A 26,093-nucleotide genomic window follows, 5' to 3' on the forward strand; every position below is an offset into this window, starting at 1 on the left:
ATTATATCATATTAACGCGGTGAATTAATAAAGAATAAAGATAAAATAAAAGCTGTCGAAGGTTTTTCGACAGCCTGGGCAGTTTTTTAGAAACTGCCTTCTTTGATTGAACTGGGAAAAGCTAAAATTATCTATTTCAAGAACCAAAGAATCGGTAATTTTCATAACCTATAGTATTTAAATAGTGAGGGTGTTGATATGAGTTACAGGGAGATACAGCACGGTCCAGTAATCGGTCAAGCATGGACCGGCAGGCATGTGATCTTGCTGCATTGTACGAATAATAATCAATTTATAAACCTTTATAAAAGTTATCATGCACCGTATGAACCGCCGCGCCCAAACTGTGCTGAAAACTTATCCCAATTGTTAAGTATCGGCTATCAGGTTGTCGCGGTTACCCCGATATCACCTAGTCATCTTCAATATCTTTTAGTATTGGAACCTTAAGTAAGTACTGCTCCGTAGCTTGAGTAGTACCTTTTTAATAAAAAAGAAAAATGTAAAAATGAAGGTTGAGTAGAAAAAATTTAAAAAAATATCAGAATATATTAAAATATTAAAGAAGCTAAACAACAAGGAGGAAACAAAATTGGACACTATTAGCCGAAATACAGATTCAGAACTAGTTTCAGAATCCACTAGATTGGTTTATGAGCAATTAATGGTGGATGGAAAAGTTAAGGCAGGTCTTAAATTTCTTGAAAAAGATAACGAAAACACGGCTATTGAGCAAATAGCGATAACAGAAATACCTTCACCAACGTTTCAGGAGCAGAAGCGTGGCTTGGATTATCAAAGAAGGCTGAAAGAATACGGACTTCAAAATGTCGAAATCGACCATCAAGGCAACGTGTTTGGAATCCGGCCAGGGACGGGAAAGGGACCGCGTTTAGTTGTGAGCGGACATCTTGATACCGTCTTTCCTGCAGGAACAAATGTGAAAGCCAATAATCAGAATGGAATAATTTTCGCACCCGGTATTGCGGATGATGGAAGAGGACTAGCTTCTGTATTAACGCTGTTAAGAGCGATTGAAAAAGCAGGCATACATACAATTGGTGACATCATCTTTGGTGCGACTGTTGGAGAAGAAGGCTTGGGAGATCTAAATGGTGTGAAGGCGCTTTTTGAAAATCATAAGGATATCGACGGCTTTATTTCCATAGAACCAGGGGCTCCAGAAAGGATTATCTATCTTGCCACAGGAAGCCGGAGATATCATGTCACCTATACAGGAGCAGGCGGGCATAGTTTCAGCGATTTTGGAAAGCCAAGTGCTATTCACGCTTTGGGAAGAGCCATCGCCAAAATCAGCGATATCCAAACGCCAAGTGATCCAAAAACAACCTTTAATGTAGGAACCATCAAGGGGGGCACATCTATCAATACGATTTCAGCCAGTGCAGAAATGCTAATTGATATGCGGTCAGTTTCTCCAGCAGCATTATCGGAATTAGAAGAAAAGGTGTTGGAAATCGTAAAAAATGCTGCCAAAGAAGAAAATAAGCGCTGGGAAACTAATGAGATTCAAGTGGATATTAAGCTTGTGGGAGACAGGCCAGCTGGCACTCAGCCTAAGGAGAGTATTATCGTTCAATCAGCTCTTGCTTCAGCTGCTGCACTAGGATTCAAACCGATTTTAGAAGAGGCAGGCAGTACCGATTCCAATGTCCCAATCAGCCTTGGAATTCCAGCAGCTACGCTTGGCGGGGGCGGAGATTTTGGCGGCTGCCATACCCTTGAGGAATACTTTGACCCGACAGATGCTTACTATGGTGTACAAAAAATCTTTTTAACCATTCTTGGCTTGGTCGGAGTGGACAAATTAAGCCAGCCATTGTTATCAAAAAGACCATAATTTTTTACCGAGGAAGGGGAGAGCTGGAATGAATATAGGGATTCAACCATTTTTGCATGTTAGGACGGCAAGTTGCCCTGTCTACCATCCCGATGGCAGCAACATTAGCTTTATAACTGATTTTACTGGATTGCCTCAAGTATGGGAGCTCAATTTAACGGGAGGATGGCCATCACAGACATCCTTTACTGAAGAAAGAATTATGTTTGTACGTTACATAGCAGGAAGTTCAAAAAGAATAATCGGTATGGACGCAGGTGTAAATGAAAAGGAGCAGCTTTTTTTGTTGAAGGATGATGGTGAGTCACAGAAACTAACGGATTCATTAGACCATATTCATCACTATGGCGGAAGTTCTCCTGATGGGAATTGGATCGCTTGGGCGAGCAATAGAAGGCATGCCGCTTATTTTGACATTTATATACAGAGTCTCGAAACGCATGAATTCAAGCAGGTTTTTCAAGGGGATGGCATGTTTCGTCCTTTGAGATGGTCACCTGACGGGGAAGCCTTGTTAATTGAACAGGTTAATTCCAATCTGGATAACGACCTAGGATTGCTTGATATTGCTTCTGGAAAGGTTACCTGGCTGACGCCGCATGATGGGGAGGCAAAATTTGAGCATCCAGAGTTTAATCAAGACGGCAGCCAACTATACGTGTTGACAAATAAAGGCCGTGAATTTACGGGACTAGCTGTACTTGATATTGCAACCAAAGAAATCAGCTGGCTTGACCAGCAGGATTGGGATTTGGAAGGTCTTACCATCAGCAAAGATAAGCATCGGTTAGCTTATACGGTCAATGCTGGCGGAGTATCTAAAGGGGTCCTATATCACATAGAAGAAAAGGCTTTTGAAACCTGGCAGATGCCAATGGGAGTTATTTCGGAATTAACTTTCTCTCCTGACAATCTGAAATTGGCCTTTGTCTTTAACGGTCCTGCCCAACCATCTGATATATGGGAACTTGATATTCAAACGAAACAAACAAAACGGCTTACGTTTGTTTCAAGACTGCCGATTGTGGAAGAACAGTTGGTCGAACCGGAGTTAATCACGTACCAATCGTTTGATGGACTGGAGGTTCCTGCGTTTTATTACAAACCAAAACAGGCTTCAGGGAAATTACCAGTTGTCGTTTTTGTTCATGGCGGGCCGGAATCGCAAATCCGAGCGGTTTATAACCCATTTCTTCAATATTTCATCAACCGTGGTTATGCTGTGTGTACACCGAACGTAAGGGGAAGTTCAGGATATGGAAAGACTTATATCCATTTGGATGATGTAAGAAAACGAATGGATTCTGTCAAGGATTTAACGGTCTTGGTGGAATGGCTGAAGGAAAATGGGAATGCAGATCCTGAAAAAATCGCCGTTATGGGACGCAGTTACGGAGGGTTTATGGTTCTTGCAGCGATCACACACTATCCTTCTCTTTGGGCGGCTGCCATTGATATAGTCGGAATATCAAGTTTTAAGACATTCCTCGAAAACACTAGTGTTTGGCGCCGGAAACTGAGGGAAGCGGAATACGGAAGCATTGAAACGGATGGGGAGTTTTTCGATGAAATTGACCCGATTCACCGGACCAATGACATTGAATGTCCAGTTATGATGCTTCATGGAGCGAATGACCCGCGTGTGCCAATTGAAGAAACGGAGCAGATAGTAAAGGAATTAAAGGACAGAAATCATCCGGTTCACTATATTCGCTTTGAAGACGAGGGACATTTCTTTGTAAAGCTTCAAAATAATATTACAGCCTATACAGGTGTTGCTGATTTCCTTGATGAGCATATAGGGAAAGCTGAATAAAGTTTAGACCCGCAAGTTTTTATGCGGGTCTTTTTCTATCTTCAAATACATTTTTTGAATGATAAATCAGAAAATTCCATAAACATTTTCTTGGATGAAGCAACCGTGTGCTATAATTAAAAAACTTAACAAAACTTAATAAAACATAACAAAAACAAACTATACTAGATAATTAGTGATAAAAAGCATAGCCACAAATATACTACTTAATTCATACTAGTAATAGTTTTAATGTGAGTCTTCGTTTGAATCTCATTAAATGTTTTTTAATAAATGATGGGAACGACTATATCATTACATAAAGGGTTATTACGTTATTTTGTAAAAAAGAACCAATAGAGAGGGTGGAATCGGATGGGAAACCGGAAACATTTTCATGTGCTAAAAGTAGGTATACTAGCGTTTTTTCTGGTGCTTTCAAGTTTTATGATGAGTCAGAAAGCGTTTGCGGAGGGTGACGGAACCGGTGGCGGTAAAGCAGAAGGCTTAATGTTGGTGTCATCTTCAATTAATGATGGGGCCGTCGGTGTTCCAGTGAAGCCTGAAATCAAGTTAACCTTTAGTAAGAATATTGTCAATATGACTGTCAATGAAAATAATAAAAAGTGTTTTTCAATACAGAATTCAGCAGGTGGCATTGTTCCTATCAATGTCATCTTTGCAGACGATCAAATTGATTTTGCAGGACGAAATGATGCCATTATTACTCCGAAAGCAAATCTATCTCAAGCTGAGACTTATCATTTAATAATCAGTGAAAACCTAAAGTCAAAAAGTGGTGTAGCTACAGGCAAGGAAATCAGAATTACCTTTACTACTGAAGGAACAAAACCTTCTGTTGATAGTTCTGCAAGCGCACAAACCACAGCAAAGTCATCCGCTCCTGTTCCAAAGGTTGAGACTCAGCAGCCTGCCGCCAATAACACCAATCAAGTGCAGGTAAACACATCCGCACCTGTGGCGAATGCAGCAGAGACAAAAACAGAAACACAAACACAAACAGAAACAAGTGAAAGTAATACGGGCAGCGAACAGCAAACCAATACCGACATTCAAGAAACTGTTCCTTCCCAAACAAATTTGGAGTCTGAGAAACCAACCCCTTATGAGGCAGCGGAGACCATAAATACTAAAAATAATATTGAAAATCAGTCTAGTGAGAAGAATATCTTTTTACCGGCAGTGGGGATTTCTTTCATCGTAATATTAGCTGCTGTAATTATTTATATTTACAAAAAGAAGAAAAGAGCGGTATAGGATACCTTTCAATAGTAAGAAGGTGGCAGAAATTAAGAAGTCAATTGTTATATTTAGTTTGATCACTGGGCCCATCCTTTGTATCTTCTTTTCCATGCTGCTGGGCAGGTATCCTTTAAATGCAGCTGACGTTTTTGGTGTCCTATTGTATAAGCTTGGCATATCGGAACACGGTACCACGGAGATGGCGGCCTCAATAGTCCTTGACATAAGATTGCCTCGTGCCATATTAGGGGCTTTGGTAGGAGCAAGTCTTGCAGTAAGCGGTGCCGCATTCCAAGGGGTTTTTCGTAATCCGCTGGTAAGTTCAAGCATTTTAGGAGTCAGTCCTGGTGCAGGGTTTGGTGCTGCTCTAGCAATACTGCTTTTCAATAATAGTGTCATGATTTATATTTTTTCATTCAGCTTTGGCATTACAGCTGTGATTCTAAGCTATTTTATTGGGAGAAGCTATAAAACAACACCAGCAGTCATGCTCGTTTTAGGCGGTACGATCGTATCATCAGTATTCTCAGCTCTTATATCCTTAGTTAAATATTGGGCTGACCCGTATGATCAGCTGCCTAAAATTACATTCTGGCTAATGGGAAGTTTAGCAAGTGCAAGTTACAAGGATATTATGATTGCTGGCTTGCCGATGGTGCTGGGGATGACGGGGCTGCTTGCCATCCGATGGCAAATAAATATTTTATCAATGGGTGATAAAGAAGCAAGGTCGTTAGGTGTGAATTTAGTTTTTTTAAAAGGAATGTTAATTGCTTGCGCCACCTTGGCTACCGCTGGCGCAGTTTGTGTCAGCGGCATCATTGGATGGGTTGGGCTAATTATCCCCCATATTTGCAGAATGCTTGTAGGGAATGATAATCGGTTATTAATTCCAACAAGTTTATCGATAGGGGCTTGTTATTTAGTCTTGATCGATCTTATATCAAGGAATTTAACAGGCTCTGAAATACCTTTAGGCATTTTAACAGCAATTATTGGATCTCCGTTCTTTGTTTACCTATTAAAACGCAAAGCAGGGGGATGGTCATAGGATGGCAGTTTTAAAAATAGAGAACTTAAGCTTCGGTTATGAAAAAACAACTATCTTTAACCACATAAGCTTCGAAATTGAAACTGGCGGGATTTTCTGCTTGTTTGGCCCAAATGGCTGTGGTAAATCAACGTTAATCGAATGTATTCTAGGGTCACTAAAGCCGGCTGAAGGGCAAATTTTATTAAACAATCAATCTATCAATAAAATAAAACCAGTAGAGCTGGCAAAGAGCATTGGGTATGTCCCTCAAAGCCATACGAAAAATTTTCCGTATAAGGTGATAGACGTTGTCATTATGGGGAGAGCAGCGTACACCGGGACATTTTCTCCTCCTTCCCATGAGGATAGGCTGATAGCAGAAAGGGCTTTAGACACTCTGGGATTAATTCATTTAAAAGAGAAACCTTATACGCAGCTAAGCGGCGGGCAAACACAGCTGGTGATGCTTGCAAGAGCTTTAACACAGGAAACACCCATCATCTTAATGGACGAACCGACAGCCCATTTAGACTTTCGTCATGAGTTAATGATTTTAGAAACCATTGTGAATTTAATTAGAGAGAAAAATATCTCTATTATCATGGCGACCCACTTCCCAAACCATGCCTTTTATTTTGAAAATTGCGGGATTAGCACGAAGGTGGCCTTAATGAATAATCAAGTTTTTGAAGCAGTTGGAAATCCCGTCGAGGTTTTAACTGAAGCGAATATGTTAAAGACATTTCAAATTCATTCAAAATTAATGTCCTCTAAGACCGATGATCAAAGAGAGGTGAAGGGACTTATTCCAATTGAGCTAGCAAGGAGGTGACGTTTTGAATACGAAGAAAAAAGTTCAGCTGTGCTTGATTTTATTTTTTGTGTACCTTATTTTAGCAGCATGTTCAAATGCTGAAGCCCAAAAGTCTGACAATTTGGACAGCGGAAAAAATATTGTCGTCGATTATTTGGGACGCTCAGTTTCCCTACCTAAAAAGGTCAATCGCATTGCTTGTCTATATGCCTATACCGGGCATGTCGTTACCATGTTAGGGGATGGAAATAAAATAGTTGCTGTTAATAATGGTTTAAAGCGGGATACCCTCTTACTTGAAATCAATCCTGCAATAGAGGACGCTTCCGTCCCGAATATTAGCGGCAAAATTAATATAGAGGAGCTTGCCAAGGCAAATCCTGATCTGGTTTTTATTCAAGAGGAAACCGTCAAAGATGATGGGGAAGTAAGAAAACTTGAGGAGTTAAAGATTCCTTATTTGGTTGTTAGCTTTCATTCGGTTAAGGAACAGCAGCAATCGATCGACATGATCGGAAGAGCTATTGGACGGGAAGACAAGGCAGATAAGTTTAACCGTTTTTATAATGAAATTATTCAGCAGGTTTCAGAAAAAGTGAAAGATATTCCTGAAAAAGACAGGATTAAAGTCTATCATTCTGTCATGGAAGCCACTAGGACAGACCCGGTTGACTCTTTGCCAGCTGAATGGATTAGGCTGGCAGGAGCCATTGATGTTTCTGCTGGTGAGGATTTAAAACTAATCGAAAATAAGTATTTTGCGAACTTAGAACAGATATTGCTTTGGGATTCGGATGTGATTCTTGTCAATGAAGATGGGGTCGCCGACTATATTCTAAATAATAGTCAGTGGCAAACCCTAAAAGCTGTTAAAGAGAAAAAAGTCTATCAACTGCCTAATGGTGTTTCCCGCTGGGGGCATCCGGGAGGCTTGGAAACCCCGCTTGCCATTTTATGGACAGCCAAAACCTTGTATCCTGATAAGTTTGAAGACACAGATATGGAAGGAATGACAGAAAAATTCTATAAAGATTTTTTTGACTATAAACCGAGAAAGTCTGAAGTTGAAAAAATCTTGACGGGCAAAGATATGCGGTTAGCCAAATAAGTATAGAAATGAGGATAATCATGAAAATTTTCCTATGTATCGATGACACAGATAATATTGAAAGTAAAGGGACGGGGTCTATCGCCAGCGAGATTGCTGGAGTAATAGAAACAAGCGGCTGGGGAAACTGTCAAAGTATTACCCGCCACCAATTGCTCGTACATCCTGATGTGCCATATACATCTCACAATAGTTCTATGTGCTTTACTGCCGAAATCAAAGAAGAATGCCTAGAGTCTGTCATCCAAGGTGCTATTCTCCAGTTAGAGGCAGAAAGTGCAGAAGGTTCGGACCCAGGCTTATGTGTGGTGATGCCCGAACGCCTAACACAGCTGCAGCAACACGAAATCGTTGAGTTCGGGTTAAAAGCAAAACGTGAAGTCCTAACAAAAGAACAAGCCTATCAGCTTGCAGAAAGCTTATCTATTCATCTTTCAGAGCATGGAGGTACTGGACAAGGGGTCATTGGAGCTTTAGCTGGAGTTGGTTTAAGGTTAACGGGCAATGATGGAAGATTTAAAGGACACCATAAATTGAAATCTGACAAACTGACCGTTACTGTTCAAGAAATACTTGATGAGACAAGCATAGAAATGATTCGAACCGAGTCTGGTCTCATTCTGGATCATGACCAAAAAGTTAGAGTAGGAGATAAACTTAAAAGTGTTTTCCTGAATCAAAAGCCGGTTCTTCTGGTTGAGCCTGCAAATTTTGATGGGGAGACCATGTGGCAGCCAAGCATGGGAGGAACACTTAAAAAATATTAAACAGAGGTGCTTATGACAATTCATAATTTGAAGTTACATAATGGAGTTTTAGTTTTTTGGGGAGATATAGAGAGTAAAGACGTATATGATGAAACCGTGTTAATGGCTGAAAACTGCCCGGATTTTCAAATGGATGTTGAGGATGAAATCGTTTATGAGGGCCAAATGACTTGTTGCAACTGCCGCTTTCGTCGTTGGCACCCGGAAGGTTTCACGTGCTATAAGAAATTTCCAAAATTTATTTAAAGGGGAAATCATGATGAAAAATTTTTGGCTTAAGAATTTGTTTATTGGATTACTTTCCGTTGGGCTGATTTTTAGTGTTTTTGGGTCTGCATTCGCTGCAGGCGGCGGAAATGGAGGTGGAGCTGGAAACGGAAATGGGGGCGGTTCTGGAGATGGAAGCGGCAATCCTGACCCAGTTTTGTTAGTCGATGCCTATCTGACCACGATTACCGGCAATGTCTCCACGACGGGAAAAGAAATTAAGGGAAGCAATACGGTGGATCCCAATCCTGTTATTAAAGTTACATTTAATAAAAATGTTGTAAATGATACGGTATGGGTTACGAATAGCCAAGCATTTGCCCTTACAGATTCAGACTCGAATATAATTGACATTCATGTGGCTCGGATTCCCGACGAAGGTGCCAATGCCAATCCGAATGAAAAACGGAACATTTTTATCAGCCCTGTTGAACCGTTAACACTAGGCAAAGAATATACCCTTACAATAAAGAGTTCATTATCAGCCAATAATACCTCTACATTGGGACATAAAGAAACGATTACGTTTACCATTAAAACGGAAACTGCCCCACCCATCTTAAGAGTTACTGCACCAAACAATAGTACTTTGACAAATAAGGAAACGATAGCGGTAACCGGAAGTACGGAAGCTGGCAGTATCGTAAAAATAAATGAAAAGAGTGTAACTGTTGACGAAAACGGATTGTTCACTCAAGAGGTAACTCTTTTACCTGGTTTAAATAAAATCAAAATTACTTCAACAGACGAATTGGATAACACAACTTTTGCGGAACTGCAGGTAACTTATGATCATACTGCACCCGTGATTACGATTGATTCACCAGCTGATAACTTTGTGTCAAACATGGATAAAATAACGATTAAAGGAACAAGTGAAAAGGATGCAGCTGTTAAGATCAATGGATTAGCAGCTGAACTGGATTCAAATGGCGCCTTCAGTCAGGAAATTGCACTTGTAAAAGGGGAAAACACCATTTCAGTCACATCAACAGACCCTGCTGGTAATACTGCTGTCACAGAATGGCATGTCACCTATGATATGGCACCCGTTACTAATGATGGCAACGGCAAGGAAATCACGGCAAAAAACACTAATGCAGCTGTACAGCATGAATTGCCTGACACAGCAGGAAATATGTTTAACTGGCTCCTTGCAGGGGCGCTTGTTGCCATTTTGGGAATCAGCCTGTTTGCTGTACCAAGATTGCGAGGAAATAGCAAATAAGTTTATGGGGAAAGCTGCGTGGAGTAAATGGAAAAACTATTCTTTTCTTAAAAAACTATCACTATAAAATTTCCTAGCAGATTGTTACAATATAAGGATATCGATAAAGTTTTTTAACTCTCTTATTCTTGATCTGCGAGGAGATACTGCTATGAAATTTGATAAAATCCGTTGGGGCATTATTGGCTGCGGTGATGTGACAGAAGTAAAAAGCGGGCCGGCATTTCAAAAGGTTGAAAACTCTGAGCTGGCTGCTGTTATGCGGAGAACAGGTGAACTGGCTAAGGACTATGCAAAACGGCATCAAGTGCCAAAATGGTATAACAATGCCGATGATCTAATTCATGATCGTGAGGTAGATGTTGTATATATTGCGACACCACCTGGGTCGCATAAAGAATATACCATTAAGGCCGCTATGGCTGGAAAGCCTGTGTATGTTGAAAAACCAATGGCAAGAAACTTGGAAGAATGCCAGGAAATGGTGGATATTTGTGCGCAAGCGGGCGTGCCTCTATACGTGGCATATTATCGCAGGGCACAGCCAAAATTTTTAAAAGTTAAAGAACTGCTAGAAAAGAAGGCAATTGGGGACGTTCGATTTGTTACTGCAACACAGTACCGTAAAGCTTCAGAAGATGTGAAGGATTCAAAAAGTCTTCCTTGGCGGGTACAGCCCGATTTGGCAGGAGGGGGATTGTTCTTTGATTTGGCAAGCCATACCCTTGACATGCTGGATTTTTTGCTTGGACCCATCCAAGCTGTCGAAGGGTTTGCTTCGAATCAAGCAGGTTTTTATACAGCGGAAGATATCGTCACAGGCACTTTTCTTTTTGAATCAGGTATTCACGGAACAGGCAATTGGTGTTTCTCTGCCTATGAAAATGTGGATATCAATGAAATAGTGGGCAGCAGGGGGAAAATCACCTATTCTACCTTTGGAAATGATCCCGTCATTTTAACGACAACAAATGGTATGGAAAAATGGAGTTTTGTCCCTCCGCAGCATGTACATCAGCCACTTGTTGAAACCATTGTATCGGAGTTGACTGGAAGTGGCATGGCTTGCCCAAGTACAGGTATTACGGGCGCAAGAACCAATTGGGTTATGGATCAAATGGTGAAAAAGTATTATCCAAAGGATTAACAGTTAAAACAAAGGGGCTGTCCATGAAGGGGGCTGACTCCACACCTAGACCAATGATACAGAAGGGTTTTTTCAAAATACCATCTATATACTGCGGGGTGGAGTTTGACCTTTTTGTTTTTTGGACAGTCCATTGTCTTTTAAGCCAAATTATGTTCCTTGCGAATTTTTTCGAACAGTGCCCGGCAGCCATTTAAAACGAGTTCATACGTCTCTTGGAAGTCTCCTGTGTAATAAGGGTCCGGCACATCCTTTTTGTCATCTGTTAAATCGAGCAAGCGGATGATTTTAGGGTGATTTGGCTGGCCGGTAATCTTCGCAATGTCTCTCACATTGCTTATGTCCATTCCAATTATATAATCGAATTGATCAAAGTCTTGTTTGGTCAGCTGCCGCCCGACTAATCCTGCGGAAGAAACATTGTATTGTTTCAGGATCGTAAGGGTCCCTTTATGCGGCGGGGCACCGATATGCCAGGAACTGGTTGCAGCAGAATCGACAGTGATTTTATCGATTAAATTTTCCTTTTTTACTAAGTCACGAAATAAAGCTTCAGCCATCGGGGATCGGCAAATATTCCCGAGGCAGACGAATAAAACATGAATCATCTAACTAACTCCTTTTTTCCACGTTTACTAGTTGGATAACGAATACCCCTAGCATAATATAAATGAAGATAAAGGAAAAGAATATTCCTCCTAAATGAGGCAATATTATCATTAATTTGGTTATGAAATAGGGTAAGTCACAATAAATATTAATAAACGTTTCTTCCTCGCTATCTTCAAAAAACGGACACTATTAATCAAAGCATATCTCTCCTTAATAATAACTCTAATAATGAAGGTCCGATCAGACCACTGAAGGCCATGCAATGTTTAGTAAGGAAATGAACGTTGCAGGCCATTTTTTGATTGTCCTATGTCTTGTCAATTTATCTCCAGGATGGGGGGATCCATTATGGCTGCTCACGCTAAGTATGAGAAAAAAATAGGCGGATCCATTGCCATATTGATTGGACTAATCTCCATTTACGAAGCGTACAAATTATACCCGTATAGCGTGAACATTGTAACAGGAGATCATGCCTTGCCAGGATTCATAGGAATCCTTTTAGTCGCTGTCGGAATAAGCCTGTTTGTGGAAAAAAAAGGACAAGAGGAATCCCATTCGGTTTTGCCGACTGGAAAAAAGCGATTTAAATTGTCTGCCTCCGTCATCCTCCTATTTATCTATTGCATTTTAATTGAATATTTTGGTTACGTAGCAAGTACGCTGGTTGTATCTATTATCCTAATAAAGCTGATCGCCCAGAATCGCTGGATGAATGCCGTCTTGATTGGAGGACTGATAACTGCTGTCTTGTATGGTCTTTTTATTGTGATCTTAAAAACTCCGTTTCCAGTAGGCATTTTTTCTTTTTTATAGGAGGCTGGTCCATTTATGGAAACGATCATGTATTTATGGGGCGGGCTTAGTGAAGTTATAACACCTTCTAATCTATTCATTGTATTGCTTGGTTCCTTGCTTGGCACTTTGGTCGGAGTGCTTCCGGGACTTGGCCCGACATCTGCCATTGCCGTTCTCTTGCCGGTGACAACCATTCTTGAACCAGCTCAAGGACTGATGATGATGGCCGGAATCTATTATGGATCGATGTATGGCGGCTCAACTACGGCCATTTTAATGAATATACCCGGTGAATCTTCATCCGTACCCACGACATTGGATGGATACCCGCTGGCTAAGATGGGGAGAGCGGGGTCAGCTCTTGGCATTGCTGCCATTGGTTCCTTTTCTGCAGGAATTATTGGATTGCTTGGGCTCGTCCTTTTTGCCCCGTTTTTAGCGGATCAAGCGTTAAAGTTTGGTCCCCCAGAGTATTTTACATTGATGTTAATTGCCCTATTAGTCTTGTTTAATTTGACTGGATACTCATTGCGGAAATCAATCTTGATGGGATTATTCGGTTTTTTTGTTTCTCTCGTTGGAATCGGCATGACGACGGGCATGCCAAGGTTCAATTTTGGCTTTAGTTTTCTGACCGGCGGGTTTGACATGGTTAGCATCATCATCGGTTTATTTGCGATTACGGAGGTCTTAAAAGGTCTCGAGGAAGACCGGACAGCACGAAAACGTGTGAAAATAAAACGGGTGTACCCGACGAAAAAAGATTTGCAGCAGAGTAAGAATGCAATTTTAAGAGGAAGCTTATTAGGCTTTTTCTTAGGAATCCTTCCAGGAATCTCCGCAACGATCACCTCCTTCTTATCCTACGATTTGGAGAAAAAGTTATCTAAGCAGCCTGAAAAATTTGGTAAAGGAGCCATTGAAGGGGTGGCTGGTCCTGAATCAGCCAACAATGCAACCAGTTCAGGCGGATTTATTCCGTTGTTATCGCTGGGAATACCAGCTTCTCCGCCACTGGCGGTTCTTTTAGCCGCGCTGATGATTTATGGATTAACTCCTGGGCCGCTCCTATTTGAACAAAACAGCCAAATGGTTTGGATGGTCATTGCATCAATGTTTTTAGGAAATATCTTCCTTTTAGTCTTAAATTTGCCTTTGGTGGGATTGTGGGCAAAATTGACAGAGGTTCCGTTTGGCATATTGGCGCCTATCATTCTGTTAGTAAGTGTTTTAGGAGCTTATTCTGTGCGCAATAGCATGTTTGATGTGACAGTTGCTATCATTTTTGGGATACTTGGCTACTTGTTTCATAAGTTTCATTGGCCGATTATCCCTTTTGTTTTGTGCACCGTACTCGGACCTAAAATTGAAAGCTCCTTTATCCAATCGATGGGAATGTCGTCTGGCAACCTATTCATCTTTGTGGAGCGTCCCATTTCTCTTGCCATTTTATTATTGGCCGTTGTTTTTTTAGTTATATCGATCTTTTTGATGAAAAGAACCAAAAAAAGACTCATGCAAGAAACGGGCGAAAAGATGGAATTTTCATAACACATTTTGTGGGGAGGGTTTATTTTGAGAAAGAAATCGCTTCGAGCCGCAATTTACTCCTTTATTCTTGCGGTTGTACTTGCTGCCTGCTCCTCAAGCACAACTTCGAGACCATCAACTTCAGGTGGGAACGAAAAACAAGAATTAGCTTATCCGACTAGACAAATTGAACTGGTGGTGCCTTTTGCTGCAGGCGGTGGTGTTGATTTAGCAGCTCGTGCTGTTGCAGACTATTTAAGTGAAAAATGGGGTGAGCCCATTGTTGTCACGAATAAACCAGGGGGAGGAGGGATTATTGGCGCCCAGTACGCGTTGAAGGAGGCGAGGCCCGACGGATATACGGTATTGGTGAATAATAATTCCTCGACTACTATGTATGAAGCAGGAAATTCAAATCCTACCTTGACTATTGACGATAATAAATTCGCTTCCCGAATTGCCGGAGGAGCGCTGGCCTTTGGGGTAAAAGCAGATGCGGAATGGAAGGATTTAAAAGAGTTTTCTGAATGGGTAAAGAAAAATCCTGAAAAATTAACATGGGCTAGTGTAGGACCCTCAGGATTTTCTGCATTCGGAGTGGCAGAATGGCTGAAGGCGATTGGGGCAGATTTTAAAAAGACCTCAATGGTGTCTTCGGAGGGGGCAGCTGACTCGACCGCAAAAGTAGCCGGCGGCCATGTCGTTTTGGCGGTCCACACAGTGGGTGAACTGGCTGCTCTGGCAGAAGCAGGGAAAATTAAATTGCTTGCTGTTTCATCGGATGAACGGAATCCCTTATTTCCTGATGTCCCAACTGTAAAGGAATTGGGCTTTGACCAATTAACTGTCCAATGGTGGACTGGTTTGTCCTTCGCACCTGGAACGCCGGATGAAATCGTTAAGAAATGGGATGAAGCGGTGGGGCAAATGCAAAATGATGAAGCTTTTATTGAGGAACTGGAAAAAATCAAGCTTGAACCAGCTTATTTAAATTCGTCTGAATTTGCAAAAGCGGTCAAGGAGGAAAAAGAAAGATATACAAAATTAGCTGAAGAAGCGGGAATCCGGAAATAAAGCCGGGTTGTTTCGGTTTTTTCTGCAAAACTTTTGTTTATTCAACAAAAATAGAGAGGGATTCTACAAAAATTATTTTTATTCTACAAAATTTGGAAATAATTTCCGGATGTGTAGTGGAAATTCAGGACAATAGTAAGAATTCTACAAAAATAGGGAAGGATTCTACAAAAACAAGGAACCATTCTACAAAATATGGAAGTTTATTTCCAAATAACTCAATGCAGCCAATATTGCCGAAACACAGACAATAAAAAGATAAGGCTGGCCTGATTAGGCCAGCCTTTGCATTATTTTGCAGCGATCACGGTTTGTGCTTTAAACACGACTTTATTTTCGGCTTGATTTACACCCTCGATATAGATTAAATTCTGGTCTGCAGCCGAGACATCCTTTTGAAGTGTGATGATATCGCCAGGCAATGCTTCGTGTTGGAAATTGATATCGATAGTTTTAATGGAGTAGTTTTTATGGTCCTCCACATCGAAACAATCCATAATAAAATCGACATATTTGGAATTGTTTAGATGGCCGTTAAAGTCGATATCACTGTAGCCGATTACTTTGGTATAGGCTGTTTCCAAACTGCCATAGTCCTTCAGTTTTTCTAACCTGCCGCCAATTGCCCTTTCGGTGATGTTATCCGGGTAATAGATACCAATCTTGTCACTTCTTCTTAATTTTCTCGAATGAATGTCCATGATGACCCACTTTGAAACTGCTCTAATGATTATTTTGCCATTTTGATCCCTTACGAGAAAGTCCCGGTCAAATTCCACTTTTCCTGGCTCAAGCGGCCAAGTTTCGATAGTGATTTCCTCATCCCAATATGGAGTTCTAGTTATTTCCACTCGAATTCTGGTTAAAATCCAAGCGACACCAAACTCTTTTTCTAAGTAATTAATCCCAAACCCTAAATTTTCGGAAGCCAGACTGGCTATTTCTTGAAAATAGACAAAGAGAGTGCTTAACCTTAACTGTTTTGTAAAATCAACGTCTCTTAAATCAATATGATACTTCTTTTTATAGAGGGAGGTTACAGTTTCCATGTAATAGGCTCCTTTGCTCGATATCTTTTACATTAAATTTTATCACAGAATAATTCGGTTCTCTAAGAAAGTGGATTATTAGGTGAAACGGCATATCCCTTTGCCTTTTTTTCGATTATAATACTATAATATGAAATAAAAACTGGAGGCTAACATGCTGACTTTTGAAGAAAAACTTGCGATTATCGAAACATTCCCAGAACTAGAACGAGTAAATGTCTCTCTAGGACGGGTGAATTTCCAGTTTAAAGAAAGCATTTCTGATAAGAAAAATGTTGTATACCATCTGCATCCAAACGGAAATGGCTTTATTTATGCAGGCTTGCTGCCTGATTACCGGACCGATGATAAAGGAATGGTGAATATCCGGAACTTCTCGGCTGACGAACTTAAACAAATTATAAAAGCGTCAATAGCGAGTTTGTCTGCTGTAAAATTGTCTGCGGAAGAGGAGGCAATCATCGGAGAAAATCCAGAGGAACGCTGGATAAACGAAGAAAATCTACAGCTGCTTTTAGTGAACGAAGATGATTTCTGGAATATCTATTACGGGCTCAATCTGGAAGAAACCTTCGCTACCTATGAAGAGGCAGAAATATTTTTAGTAGAAGAAGGCTTTAGACGAAAGAAAGATAAATAAACCTTGTTTTATATAAAAAAGCTGACCTAAAAGTCAGCTTTTCGCATTTAATATCCACGTACTCGATCTACTATTCCATTTAAGGGCTGATTTTTGAGGTAGCGATCAAGATTGTCAATAAAAAATTGACCTACGCCCTCAACCGTACTTGGGCCAGACAAGTGAGAAGTGACATAGACATTTTCCATCAGATAAAAGGAATGGTCTGCAGGCAGCGGCTCTGTTTCAAACACATCCAAAACGGCTGCTTGGAGACGGTTCGATTGCAGGGCAAAAAACAAATCCTTTTCATTAACCAATGCACCCCGTCCAACATTGACCAGACAGGCTGATGGTTTCATAACATGAAGGACATTTGTGCTAATGATGTGATAGGTTTCCTTTGTTAATGGAAGTGTCAGTACTAAAAAATCCAGCTCTTTTACAAACCCCACCCAATCATTTGCTTCGAAATGATTGTCGACCAGCGATTTGTGTTTTCCGCTTTGACTTAACCCATATACCTTCATATCAAAAGCCCGCGCTTTTTTCACGATTTCTGCTCCAATTGATCCTAAGCCGGCTACCCCAATGGTCTTCCCTGCGAGTGAATCCGCAACAAAGGGGTCCCAGCGGCAATCTAACTGAGCTTGTCTCATACGCGGGACATTTTTTACGATATACAATAGATAGGTAAAAACATATTCAGAAATGGCAGGCCCGAATTGGTCAATGATTCTGGTCAGCAGGATGTCTTTCGGGATCAAAGGATCAGTCACTAGATCATCTACTCCTGCCCCAATTGATTGAAACCATCGGACATCTGAACCAACTTGATCACTTAAAAGGGAGGTGGGAAATTTCCACCCCAAGATCATCTCTGTGCCTGGCAGATTTTTCTCTGCCTCTTCAAATGTAGCTGCTGCCGTTACCCTTAAAAAACCATGGCTGCGAATATAGTCTGCATAGGCTTTTGCCTGTTTTGGATGGAACACTAGAATGTTTGGCTGATGGGATGTGTGCATCGTACCTCTCCTTTATATAAAACCCATTTTCACTAATTTCAAACTATTTTAAACGATAGATAAAAAAAAGCAAGAAATAAACATTTTTAGGGAAATAATGTTTTTGGAAGTTGTAATATTTCGGGTATCAAAATATTTAGGCTTTATGGTATGATAGCCTGTATAAAATAACAATTTTTTATTGGATATGCTTGGAGATGGAACAGAATGCCAATATGGAAGCGTAATTTATATGTGTTATGGATCGGAGTATTTTTTACATCAGCAAGTTTTTCAATGGTGATCCCTTTTTTGCCAATCTTTCTTCCGCAAATCGGAGTCACGCAGCATGTTGAATTATGGTCAGGATTATTATACAGTGCAGCCTTTTTTTCAGGTGCGCTTTCTTCTCCGTTTTGGGGAAGTTTGGCCGATCGGTACGGCCGTAAACCTATGATTATTCGGGCAGGATTCTGTTTGTTTGTCATTTATTCACTTACTGCCTTTGTGACCAATCCTTATGAGCTATTAGCGTTAAGAATTTCCCAAGGGCTTTTGACAGGATTTATTCCAGGTGCAATTGCTTTAATCGGAACCAATACACCCAACAAGAACGTGGGATATGCATTATCTTTAATTTCGACAGCCTCTGCGTCAGGCAATATAGTTGGTCCCCTGCTAGGCGGGGCAATAGCGCATTTGGCTGGAAACAGGCTGGCTTTTGGCAGTGCGGGATTGATTGTGTTTATTTCCACCATTCTTGTGGTTTTATGGGTAAAGGAAGAGAACTTTAAACCAAATAAACAAAAGGGATCTGTAAAAAATGATATAAAACAAGCTTGGACCTACCGTCCATTTGTATTTGTCCTTTTATTAACCATTGTGACTTCCGGTTCGGTTATGACGATTGAACCGGTTCTCCCCTTATATATTGTTAAATTGGGGGGGACAGCTGAAAATGCTTCTCTGTTAGCGGGAATTGTATTTTCACTGCCGGGAATTGCCAGTGCTCTTTTTGCACCGTTCTGGGGACGTTGGGCAGATAAGGCAGGCTTCCATCGTGTTCTTGTCATCGGATTGCTTGGTGGAGGTATTGGGACGTTAGCCCAAATTTTGTTTAGCCAGATTTGGGGCTTTTCGATCATTCGCTTCATTTATGGCGTGTTTTTCTGTGCTGTCTTCCCGGCTTTAAATGGACTAGTCGTGAAGTCTACACCGGAAAATTTCCGCGGACGTGCGTTCAGCCTGAACCAAACCGCGAATCAAATCGGCGGCATGATCGGTCCGGTCATCGGCGGATATATTGGTGGAATTCTTCCTGCCCAATTTGTTTTTATGGTAACTGGATTGTTGTTATTGGCAGCAACGGGTACGGCATATTGGAAAGGAAAAGAAATTAGAGGTACAGCAAAACGGGATTTAATTCCTGGAAAATGAAATCGTTGGAGCAAGGAAATATTTCCTATTTTAGTTAAATAACAGACGATTTGGCTTCAATATGCTTGACAAAAACCATTAGATTTATGTCATAATAGTGCTTTGGAAGGCGAGGTGCAAATTGATGAATAATATACGAAACAAAGGTCAGCATCTTTTTCAAAAATTTAATGTTTTTTTCCTTTTGGCTGTCATTTTGCTTTGGATTAAAACCTTTACAGCCCAATTAACCCAATTTGACTTAGGTATAGAAAACTCCTTGCAGAAATTTCTATTATTTATAAACCCATTAGGTTCATCCATCCTGTTTTTAAGCCTTTCATTCTTTTTTAAAGGCAGGAAAAAGTATATTTCGCTGATGATAATCGATTTCTTATTATCGTTCTTATTATATGCCAATATTTTATTTTACCGGTTTTTCAATGATTTTATTACATTGCCTACGATCACCCAGACACAAAATTTCGGTGACGTCAGCGGCAGTGTTGTATCCTTGTTAAAGCCTTACGACTTTGTATTCTTTCTTGATATTATATTGCTAATTGGCTTGTTGGCTTTTCACGTTATAAAGATGGAACAGAACGATGGGAATCGCCGTCGAAAGCTGCCCGCAATTATTTCTTTAGCCTTAACTATCTCCTTTATTAATTTATCTTTAGCAGAAGCGGACCGTCCTCAATTATTGACTCGCGGGTTCGACCGCAACTATATTGTGAAATATTTAGGTATGTATAATTACACCATTTACGATGCAGTGAAGAGTACAAAGGCTTCTGCCCAAAGAGTAATGGCAGACAGTGATGATATGACAGAAGTGATAAATTATACAAAGTCCAATTATGCGGCTCCAAACCCGGCCTATTTTGGCAAAGCAAAAGGAATGAATGTGATTTATTTTCATTTGGAGTCGATGCAAAATTTCCTCATTAATTATAAGCTTCACGGGGAAGAAGTGACGCCATTTTTAAATTCACTTACAAGAGATAAAAAAACGTTGTATTTTGATAACTTCTTCCACCAAACGGGCCAAGGAAAAACGGCAGATGCCGAATTTATGCTGGAAAATTCATTGTTTGGATTGCCGCAAGGTTCTGCCTTTACAACGAAAGGCCTAAATACGTACCAGGCAGCACCGGCTATTCTGGGGCAGCAGGGCTATACGTCAGCAGTATTCCATGGCAATTCAGGAAGCTTTTGGAATCGCAATGAAATATATAAGTCCTTTGGATTTGACAAGTTCTTTGATTCCAAGAATTATACGATGAATCCTGAAGATTTAGCTGAATATGGCCTTATGGACCAACCATTCTTTTCGCAATCGATTCCGCTTTTGGAATCCTTGCCGCAGCCGTTTTATGCAAAATTTATTACAGTATCCAATCACTATCCTTTCCCATTGAAGGAAGAGGAAGCAACCATTGCTCCGCATACAACAGGAGATCCTTCAGTCGATACCTATTTCCAAACAGCCCGGTATGCAGATGAAGCATTGGAGCAATTTTTTGCTTATCTAAAAGAATCGGGTCTTTATGATAACTCTGTTATTATCATGTACGGGGACCATTATGGCATTTCTGAGAACCATAATAAAGCTATGTCAAAAGTGATGGGAAAAGAGATTAATGAATTTGAAAGTACAGGGCTGCAACGGGTTCCTTTATTGATTCATGTTCCAGGTATCGAAGGCGGAATCCAGCATCAATATGGAGGCCAAGTCGACCTGCTTCCAACATTGCTTCATTTGCTGGGAGTGGACACGAAAGAATATGTCCAATTAGGTACAGATCTGTTATCCGAACAGCATGACCAAATTGTTCCGTTCCGAAATGGCGATTATGTAAGTCCTGATGTGACATCTGTCAACGGCAAATTCTATGATTCCCGAACTGGGATGGAATTGGCTGAAAATCAACTGGCACAGGCGAATAAATATAAAGCAATTGTCGAACAGAAATTAGCGATTTCGGATAAGGTAGTGAATGGCGACTTGCTTAGATTCTATACTCCGAAAGGTTTTACCCAGGTAGACCGGACAAAATATGACTATAATGAAAAAGATGAAACGACTGAATGACACATTTAAGATGCTGCTTTAGGAATATCCTAAGGCAGCTTTTTTTATGCTTTTAATACTCCAATGAGAATGCAGCTGACACCAAGAAAAATCCAGCCGATTTTTATCAACGATATGTTTCCTACCATTCCTAGAACTCCTATTGTAGTGGTTAGGACCAAAACAATTGGCCCTACAAGGGCAAGGGAACTGTTTACCATAAGCGCCTTTTCAACAGAATTTAATTTAAGCATTAACAATGCCGCAAAGATTTCGATGCTTCCCGATAGCACCCTTAACAAGGCCATTCCTAATACCGCTTTTTCAATAAAAATAAACATAGGAACCTCCTTAAAAAAGATTTCATCCCCATTATATGTTTGAATTTTAGTTATAGAAGGACAAGAATTCAAAACTCGATTTTGGCTTTGAATTCCAAGGGATAATTTTCTAAAAGTGGGTTATATTAAAAACTGATTTACGCTGAACAGGCATACGGGATTCAAGCCATCAGTCAAAAAATAATCTTTGGAGCTATACGTGATGAAGACTTTTAAAAAATTTAAACGTTTGAATTCAAATGCTATGGCAATTGACGAAACACATAAAGAAATCAGTACTGATTTGACTGAAAACATAAGAATATTGAAGGAACTTTTTAAGGATTGTTCAGATATTGTATTCCGCCCCATTATTGCCGGTAAAGCCCATGCATACGTCCTGTTTGTGGATGGATTTATTGATTCTCAGTCAGTAGAGCTGCATGGAATTCGGCAGTTACTAGAGGAAGTGGAAAAAGAAAGACTTTCAGTAGACCTGTTGATGGAACGGGTCCTTTCGTTAAGCTCAGTCAATGAAATTACGAAATTGGACGATGTGGTAAGCAATGTTTTAAAAGCCAATACAGTGCTGCTTGTGGAGGGACTCAACAAAGGGATTGTTTTTGATGCGAAAGGAGGAGACCGAAGAACAGTATCCGAGCCACAGACAGAATCTGCCGTCCGCGGGCCACGGGAAGGGTTTACAGAAAGGCTGCGGGTGAATACGGCATTAATCCGGTCTAGAGTCCGTTCTAATCGATTGAAAATTTTATCTAAGGATATTGGTGAAGAAACACAAACCGGAATCGCGATTCTATATGTTGAGGGCATTGCCGCACCAGAATTAGTGGAAGAAGTGATTTCAAGACTTGATAAAATAAAAATCGATGGAATCTTGGAAAGCGGTTATATTGAAGAATTTATTGAAGACAGCGCCTGGAGTTTGTTCCCGCAAATACAAAATACAGAGCGTCCTGATACGGTAGCGGCCAATTTATTGGAAGGCAGGGTGGCCATTATTGTCGATGGGACACCATTTGTGTTGATTATGCCGGCCACATTTTGGCAATTCTTTCAAGCCAGTGAAGATTATTATGGCAGGTTTCAGATTTATATATTTTTAAGAATCCTGCGATTAGTGTTTGTGTTTATCGCTCTTACATTACCTGGTTTGTACGTGGCCGTAACCACCTATCATCAAGAGATGATTCCAACATCGCTGCTTTTGTCGATCGCAGCGAGCCGGGAATCGATCCCTTTTCCGATGTTTGTTGAGGTGTTGATTATGGAATTATCCTTTGAGGCACTAAGGGAAGCCGGGATAAGACTGCCTCAGGTGATTGGGCAGGCGGTGGGAATATTAGGAGCGCTCGTCATTGGACAGGCAGCCGTAGAAGCAGGAATTGTCTCTGCTCCAACCGTTATTGTCATTTCCCTTACTGGGATTACCTCTTTCACCATTCCCAGATTTAATATGTCGATCGCCTTTCGTTTGCTGCGCTTTCCGTTAATATTCCTTGGCGCCATGTTTGGTTTATACGGGGTCGTTTTAGGTGTTTTGACCGTTCTTACCCATCTTTGCAAACTAAGATCATTTGGCATTCCATACTTTTGGCCACTTGCTCCATTATCCGTAAAGTCATTAAAGGATGTATTTTTAAGGGTTCCATGGTGGGCAATGGACCGAAGGCCGGAACAGCTGGTTAAGGAAGATATTATTAGGCAGTCGAAAGAAACATCCGCCGCAAAGTTAAGTGAAGAGGGGAGCTCCTCATGAAAAAACATGGATTGATCCTCATCCTGATGTCTCAAATCCTTTTTCTAACTGGCTGTTGGGATCGGACAGAAATCAATGATCTTGCTTTTGTTATTGCCTCTGGCGTGGATAAGGTGGGGCAGGACAGATATCGAGTGGCTGTACAAATTCCTCTGCCAAGTTCACTTGGGGGTGCAGGTTCAAGCGGCGGGGGCGGAGGAACAAGCGGAGAGGGGCCAGTTGCTGTCTTAGTCGGAACAGGTGATAATATAAGGCAAAGCATAGAGGATATACAAGCAAGGCTATCAAGGAATATCTTTTTTGGCCATAGACGGGTGTACATCATAGGGGAGGACTTAGCGAGACAAGGAATCAAAGAAGCGTTGAATTCTACTTTTATTCATCCACAGTCCAGATTATCCACCTTCTTGGTCATATCTAAAGGTGAAGCATATGAAATGTTGAAAGCACAGCCCAGAATGGAACAATTTGCAGGGGAGGCCATTCGGGAAATGTCGAAAACAACAATAAACATGAAAATTAAGGACGCATTTCAGGATTTCGACCGTCCAGGCAAAGAAATTATCCTTCCCTATATTGAAGCCACTGGGACAACAGAGAAGGAAAAAGACGGAAAAGAGATATTGATGGGCAGTTATGCCATTTTTAAGAATGACAAAATGCTGTTTACCACGAATAAGAGTGAATCACAGGGTGTAATGTGGCTTAATGATAGGATGAATAAAAAAAGCTTTACCTTCAATGGATTGAAAAATAAGGAAATAACAGTTCAAATAATTGATAGCAGCGTTAAAACGAGGTACCGGCTGAAAGATGGCAAACCTACCTTTGATCTTTCTATTAGAGCGAGCGGGAATTTGTTGGATAATGAGCCTGATTTAAGGATTGAAGACCCCAAAACCTATAATTTAATGATAAAAAACATGGAGGCTATGGTCAAAAAAAATGTTAAAACCGTTCTGGATCATGCCCATTCCGAGGGAGCGGATATATTCGGATTTGGCTGGTATGTCTACCGGAATCACTATCATGAATGGAAGAACAATTGGAAGGACAAGTGGGATACCATACTCCCGGAGCTAAAAGTGAATATCCATGTGGATGCTGATATACAGAGGACCACGAATTCAGGAACGATTGAAAGGAAATAACAAAATGGATATAGGAATCATTGTCGTCTGGCTGTCATTGATTATTTATGTGGTAGTGATGTTAAAGGCGAAAATTGCTGAAAAAAAAGAACGGAAATGGATGTATTTACTGGTGATCGCAGCCTTAGCCTGCACCATATTGCAAGGATATCATGTTCATTTGAATGGAATCACCATTTTATTAAATAATACGTTCGGAAGACTATCGAGGATGGTTGTGAATATATGAAGCAGATCATATCCAATTTGCAAATCATGTTTTTAGCGGTAAATTTTGTTATCAGTTCAGCTGTTATTAGTCTGCCGCAAATAACAGTTCATATTGGGGGACAAAATTCCTGGCTGGTTCCCCTGATTAATCTTCCGATCTTAACCGTAATCGTCTATCTGTTATTAGGAAAGCCACGTTACCTTGAATCGCTGAAGGCCCTTTTCGCAATTAAAAAACGGAGCAATTTATGGGAAAAGGGGTTCATTTTTTTCTTTATGCTGTTTATCCTTTTTACCTTTGTGCGTGATGTAAGGGCGATGATTGATTTTATCGGTTCAGTTTTATTGCCAAGTACCCCTAATTCGATGATTATGGTTTTGACCATATTAGCAATCGTGTATATCAGTATGGCAGGCCTGGAGGTGGTCGCCAGAGTCAATGCGATTCATTCTGTTATTCTGGGAATCGTCATTATCATTCTGCCGCTGTTATTGCTTAATGAGATTGATGTAACCAATTTTCAGCCGCTTCCTTCATTATCAACAGGAGCTTCTGTCATGAAATCTGTATTTTTCACCTTTGCCTGGCTGGGTGAGATGCTTTTTTTTCTTATCGCCGTTGGAAGCATCAATCCAATGAAAGAGGCGAGGAGGGCCGTTATTTTAGGAGCGGTTCTCAGTACTTTTTACTTTTTTATCATAATCGTGTTGGAGATTGCGGTATTGGGACAGAAGATTATTGAGGAAGCCACTTTTCCATCATATATTCTTATTCAACAAATTAATATCACGGACTTCTTGGATCGGCTAGACTTAGTGATTGCGGCTGTCTGGATGCCGACATTGATTACCAAAACTGCCTTTTTGTTATATGCATTGAATCATTGCTTGAGTTTTTATTATAAATCCAACACAAACAAATTTCTGTTTCCCTTGTCCTTTATTTTGGGCTACCTTTCGATTCTCTTGTTTAAAAATAGTATGGAGCATATTCATTTTTCATTATATACATGGAGTTCCCTTGGGCTGCTTTTAGAAGGGATCATCATTGTCCTGTTTATCGTCTGCAGGCGCAGAACAAGAAAAAATCATGAATTCAGGGGTAAGCCCATCCTATAAAAGGGCAGAATGAAGGGGAGGGCTGCTTAGCCATCCCCTTCAATCAATTAAAGGATT

Annotated in this window: 25 protein-coding genes; 21 read left to right on the forward strand and 4 right to left on the reverse strand. The window is 40.6% G+C overall.

Annotated elements, in window-relative coordinates; all coding sequences use genetic code 11:
* Positions 1-198: 198 nt before the first annotated feature.
* From NFS43_RS17605 to NFS43_RS17655, 11 genes are all read left to right on the forward strand, one after another.
* Positions 199-450, forward strand: coding sequence for a hypothetical protein (locus tag NFS43_RS17605; protein ID WP_251554073.1), 252 nt, complete (start codon positions 199-201; stop codon positions 448-450).
* Between the two features lie 142 nt (positions 451-592).
* Positions 593-1,861, forward strand: a complete 1,269-nt coding sequence (locus NFS43_RS17610) for a M20/M25/M40 family metallo-hydrolase (protein ID WP_338150621.1) — start codon at positions 593-595, stop codon at positions 1,859-1,861.
* Positions 1,862-1,889: 28 nt separating this feature from the next.
* A complete protein-coding gene (locus NFS43_RS17615; protein ID WP_251554075.1) occupies positions 1,890-3,677 on the forward strand; it encodes an alpha/beta hydrolase family protein in 1,788 nt (595 codons plus the stop codon).
* Between the two features lie 354 nt (positions 3,678-4,031).
* On the forward strand, positions 4,032-4,934 hold the full coding sequence (locus NFS43_RS17620) for an Ig-like domain-containing protein (RefSeq protein WP_251554077.1): 903 nt from the start codon (positions 4,032-4,034) through the stop codon (positions 4,932-4,934).
* 22 nt (positions 4,935-4,956) lie between these two features.
* A complete protein-coding gene (locus tag NFS43_RS17625; protein WP_251554078.1) occupies positions 4,957-5,970 on the forward strand; it encodes a FecCD family ABC transporter permease in 1,014 nt (337 codons plus the stop codon).
* A gap of 1 nt (position 5,971) precedes the next feature.
* The gene (locus NFS43_RS17630; RefSeq protein WP_251554079.1) at positions 5,972-6,784 is read left to right on the forward strand and encodes an ABC transporter ATP-binding protein; all 813 of its coding nucleotides are present in this window, start codon (positions 5,972-5,974) and stop codon (positions 6,782-6,784) included.
* Between the two features lie 4 nt (positions 6,785-6,788).
* Entirely contained in the window at positions 6,789-7,874 is a 1,086-nt protein-coding gene (locus tag NFS43_RS17635) for an ABC transporter substrate-binding protein (RefSeq protein WP_251554080.1), read from the forward strand.
* A 20-nt stretch (positions 7,875-7,894) separates the two neighbouring features.
* Positions 7,895-8,641, forward strand: coding sequence for a hypothetical protein (locus tag NFS43_RS17640; protein WP_251554081.1), 747 nt, complete (start codon positions 7,895-7,897; stop codon positions 8,639-8,641).
* Between the two features lie 12 nt (positions 8,642-8,653).
* Positions 8,654-8,887, forward strand: a complete 234-nt coding sequence (locus tag NFS43_RS17645; RefSeq protein WP_251554082.1) for a hypothetical protein — start codon at positions 8,654-8,656, stop codon at positions 8,885-8,887.
* Positions 8,888-8,900: 13 nt separating this feature from the next.
* Positions 8,901-10,136: a hypothetical protein gene (locus NFS43_RS17650; RefSeq protein WP_251554083.1), complete on the forward strand. Its 1,236-nt coding sequence runs from the start codon at positions 8,901-8,903 to the stop codon at positions 10,134-10,136.
* A gap of 151 nt (positions 10,137-10,287) precedes the next feature.
* Positions 10,288-11,283 (forward strand): Gfo/Idh/MocA family protein, encoded by a 996-nt coding sequence (locus NFS43_RS17655; RefSeq protein ID WP_251554084.1) that lies wholly within the window; start codon positions 10,288-10,290, stop codon positions 11,281-11,283.
* Positions 11,284-11,423: 140 nt separating this feature from the next.
* On the opposite strand, the gene NFS43_RS17660 is transcribed toward NFS43_RS17655, so the two are convergent.
* Positions 11,424-11,891: a low molecular weight protein-tyrosine-phosphatase gene (locus tag NFS43_RS17660; RefSeq protein ID WP_251554085.1), complete on the reverse strand. Its 468-nt coding sequence runs from the start codon at positions 11,889-11,891 to the stop codon at positions 11,424-11,426.
* A gap of 352 nt (positions 11,892-12,243) precedes the next feature.
* Here NFS43_RS17660 and NFS43_RS17665 point away from each other — a divergent pair, with 352 nt between their 5' ends.
* From NFS43_RS17665 to NFS43_RS17675, 3 genes are read left to right on the forward strand one after another with little or no spacing between them, the layout of a single operon-like run.
* The gene (locus NFS43_RS17665; RefSeq protein WP_251554086.1) at positions 12,244-12,711 is read left to right on the forward strand and encodes a tripartite tricarboxylate transporter TctB family protein; all 468 of its coding nucleotides are present in this window, start codon (positions 12,244-12,246) and stop codon (positions 12,709-12,711) included.
* 15 nt (positions 12,712-12,726) lie between these two features.
* The gene (locus NFS43_RS17670) at positions 12,727-14,244 is read left to right on the forward strand and encodes a tripartite tricarboxylate transporter permease (protein ID WP_251554087.1); all 1,518 of its coding nucleotides are present in this window, start codon (positions 12,727-12,729) and stop codon (positions 14,242-14,244) included.
* Between the two features lie 24 nt (positions 14,245-14,268).
* Positions 14,269-15,297: a tripartite tricarboxylate transporter substrate binding protein gene (locus NFS43_RS17675; protein WP_251554088.1), complete on the forward strand. Its 1,029-nt coding sequence runs from the start codon at positions 14,269-14,271 to the stop codon at positions 15,295-15,297.
* A gap of 290 nt (positions 15,298-15,587) precedes the next feature.
* On the opposite strand, the gene NFS43_RS17680 is transcribed toward NFS43_RS17675, so the two are convergent.
* Positions 15,588-16,346, reverse strand: coding sequence for an acyl-[acyl-carrier-protein] thioesterase (locus NFS43_RS17680; RefSeq protein WP_251554089.1), 759 nt, complete (start codon positions 16,344-16,346; stop codon positions 15,588-15,590).
* A 154-nt stretch (positions 16,347-16,500) separates the two neighbouring features.
* Here NFS43_RS17680 and NFS43_RS17685 point away from each other — a divergent pair, with 154 nt between their 5' ends.
* Positions 16,501-16,986 (forward strand): hypothetical protein, encoded by a 486-nt coding sequence (locus NFS43_RS17685; RefSeq protein WP_251554090.1) that lies wholly within the window; start codon positions 16,501-16,503, stop codon positions 16,984-16,986.
* 47 nt (positions 16,987-17,033) lie between these two features.
* On the opposite strand, the gene NFS43_RS17690 is transcribed toward NFS43_RS17685, so the two are convergent.
* On the reverse strand, positions 17,034-17,990 hold the full coding sequence (locus tag NFS43_RS17690; RefSeq protein WP_251554091.1) for a D-2-hydroxyacid dehydrogenase: 957 nt from the start codon (positions 17,988-17,990) through the stop codon (positions 17,034-17,036).
* A 207-nt stretch (positions 17,991-18,197) separates the two neighbouring features.
* On the opposite strand from NFS43_RS17690, the gene NFS43_RS17695 reads away from it, so the two are divergent.
* Complete coding sequence (locus NFS43_RS17695; RefSeq protein WP_251554092.1) at positions 18,198-19,406, forward strand: MFS transporter; 1,209 nt, start codon at positions 18,198-18,200, stop codon at positions 19,404-19,406.
* A 124-nt stretch (positions 19,407-19,530) separates the two neighbouring features.
* On the forward strand, positions 19,531-21,480 hold the full coding sequence (gene ltaS, locus NFS43_RS17700; RefSeq protein ID WP_251554093.1) for a lipoteichoic acid synthase: 1,950 nt from the start codon (positions 19,531-19,533) through the stop codon (positions 21,478-21,480).
* Positions 21,481-21,524: 44 nt separating this feature from the next.
* On the opposite strand, the gene NFS43_RS17705 is transcribed toward ltaS, so the two are convergent.
* Positions 21,525-21,800 (reverse strand): YqhV family protein, encoded by a 276-nt coding sequence (locus NFS43_RS17705; protein WP_251554094.1) that lies wholly within the window; start codon positions 21,798-21,800, stop codon positions 21,525-21,527.
* A gap of 202 nt (positions 21,801-22,002) precedes the next feature.
* On the opposite strand from NFS43_RS17705, the gene NFS43_RS17710 reads away from it, so the two are divergent.
* From NFS43_RS17710 to NFS43_RS17725, 4 genes are read left to right on the forward strand one after another with little or no spacing between them, the layout of a single operon-like run.
* A complete protein-coding gene (locus NFS43_RS17710) occupies positions 22,003-23,556 on the forward strand; it encodes a spore germination protein (protein WP_251554095.1) in 1,554 nt (517 codons plus the stop codon).
* Complete coding sequence (locus NFS43_RS17715) at positions 23,553-24,707, forward strand: Ger(x)C family spore germination protein (protein WP_251554096.1); 1,155 nt, start codon at positions 23,553-23,555, stop codon at positions 24,705-24,707. Before NFS43_RS17710 ends, NFS43_RS17715 begins: the two co-directional genes overlap by 4 nt.
* A gap of 4 nt (positions 24,708-24,711) precedes the next feature.
* A complete protein-coding gene (locus NFS43_RS17720) occupies positions 24,712-24,936 on the forward strand; it encodes a hypothetical protein (protein WP_251554097.1) in 225 nt (74 codons plus the stop codon).
* Positions 24,933-26,036 carry a GerAB/ArcD/ProY family transporter gene (locus NFS43_RS17725; protein WP_251554098.1) on the forward strand — a complete coding sequence of 368 codons (1,104 nt, stop codon included), beginning with the start codon at positions 24,933-24,935 and terminating at the stop codon, positions 26,034-26,036. Before NFS43_RS17720 ends, NFS43_RS17725 begins: the two co-directional genes overlap by 4 nt.
* Positions 26,037-26,093 lie beyond the last annotated feature (57 nt).

The organism is Neobacillus muris (assembly GCF_943193175.1).
Lineage (GTDB): Bacteria > Bacillota > Bacilli > Bacillales > Cytobacillaceae > Neobacillus > Neobacillus muris.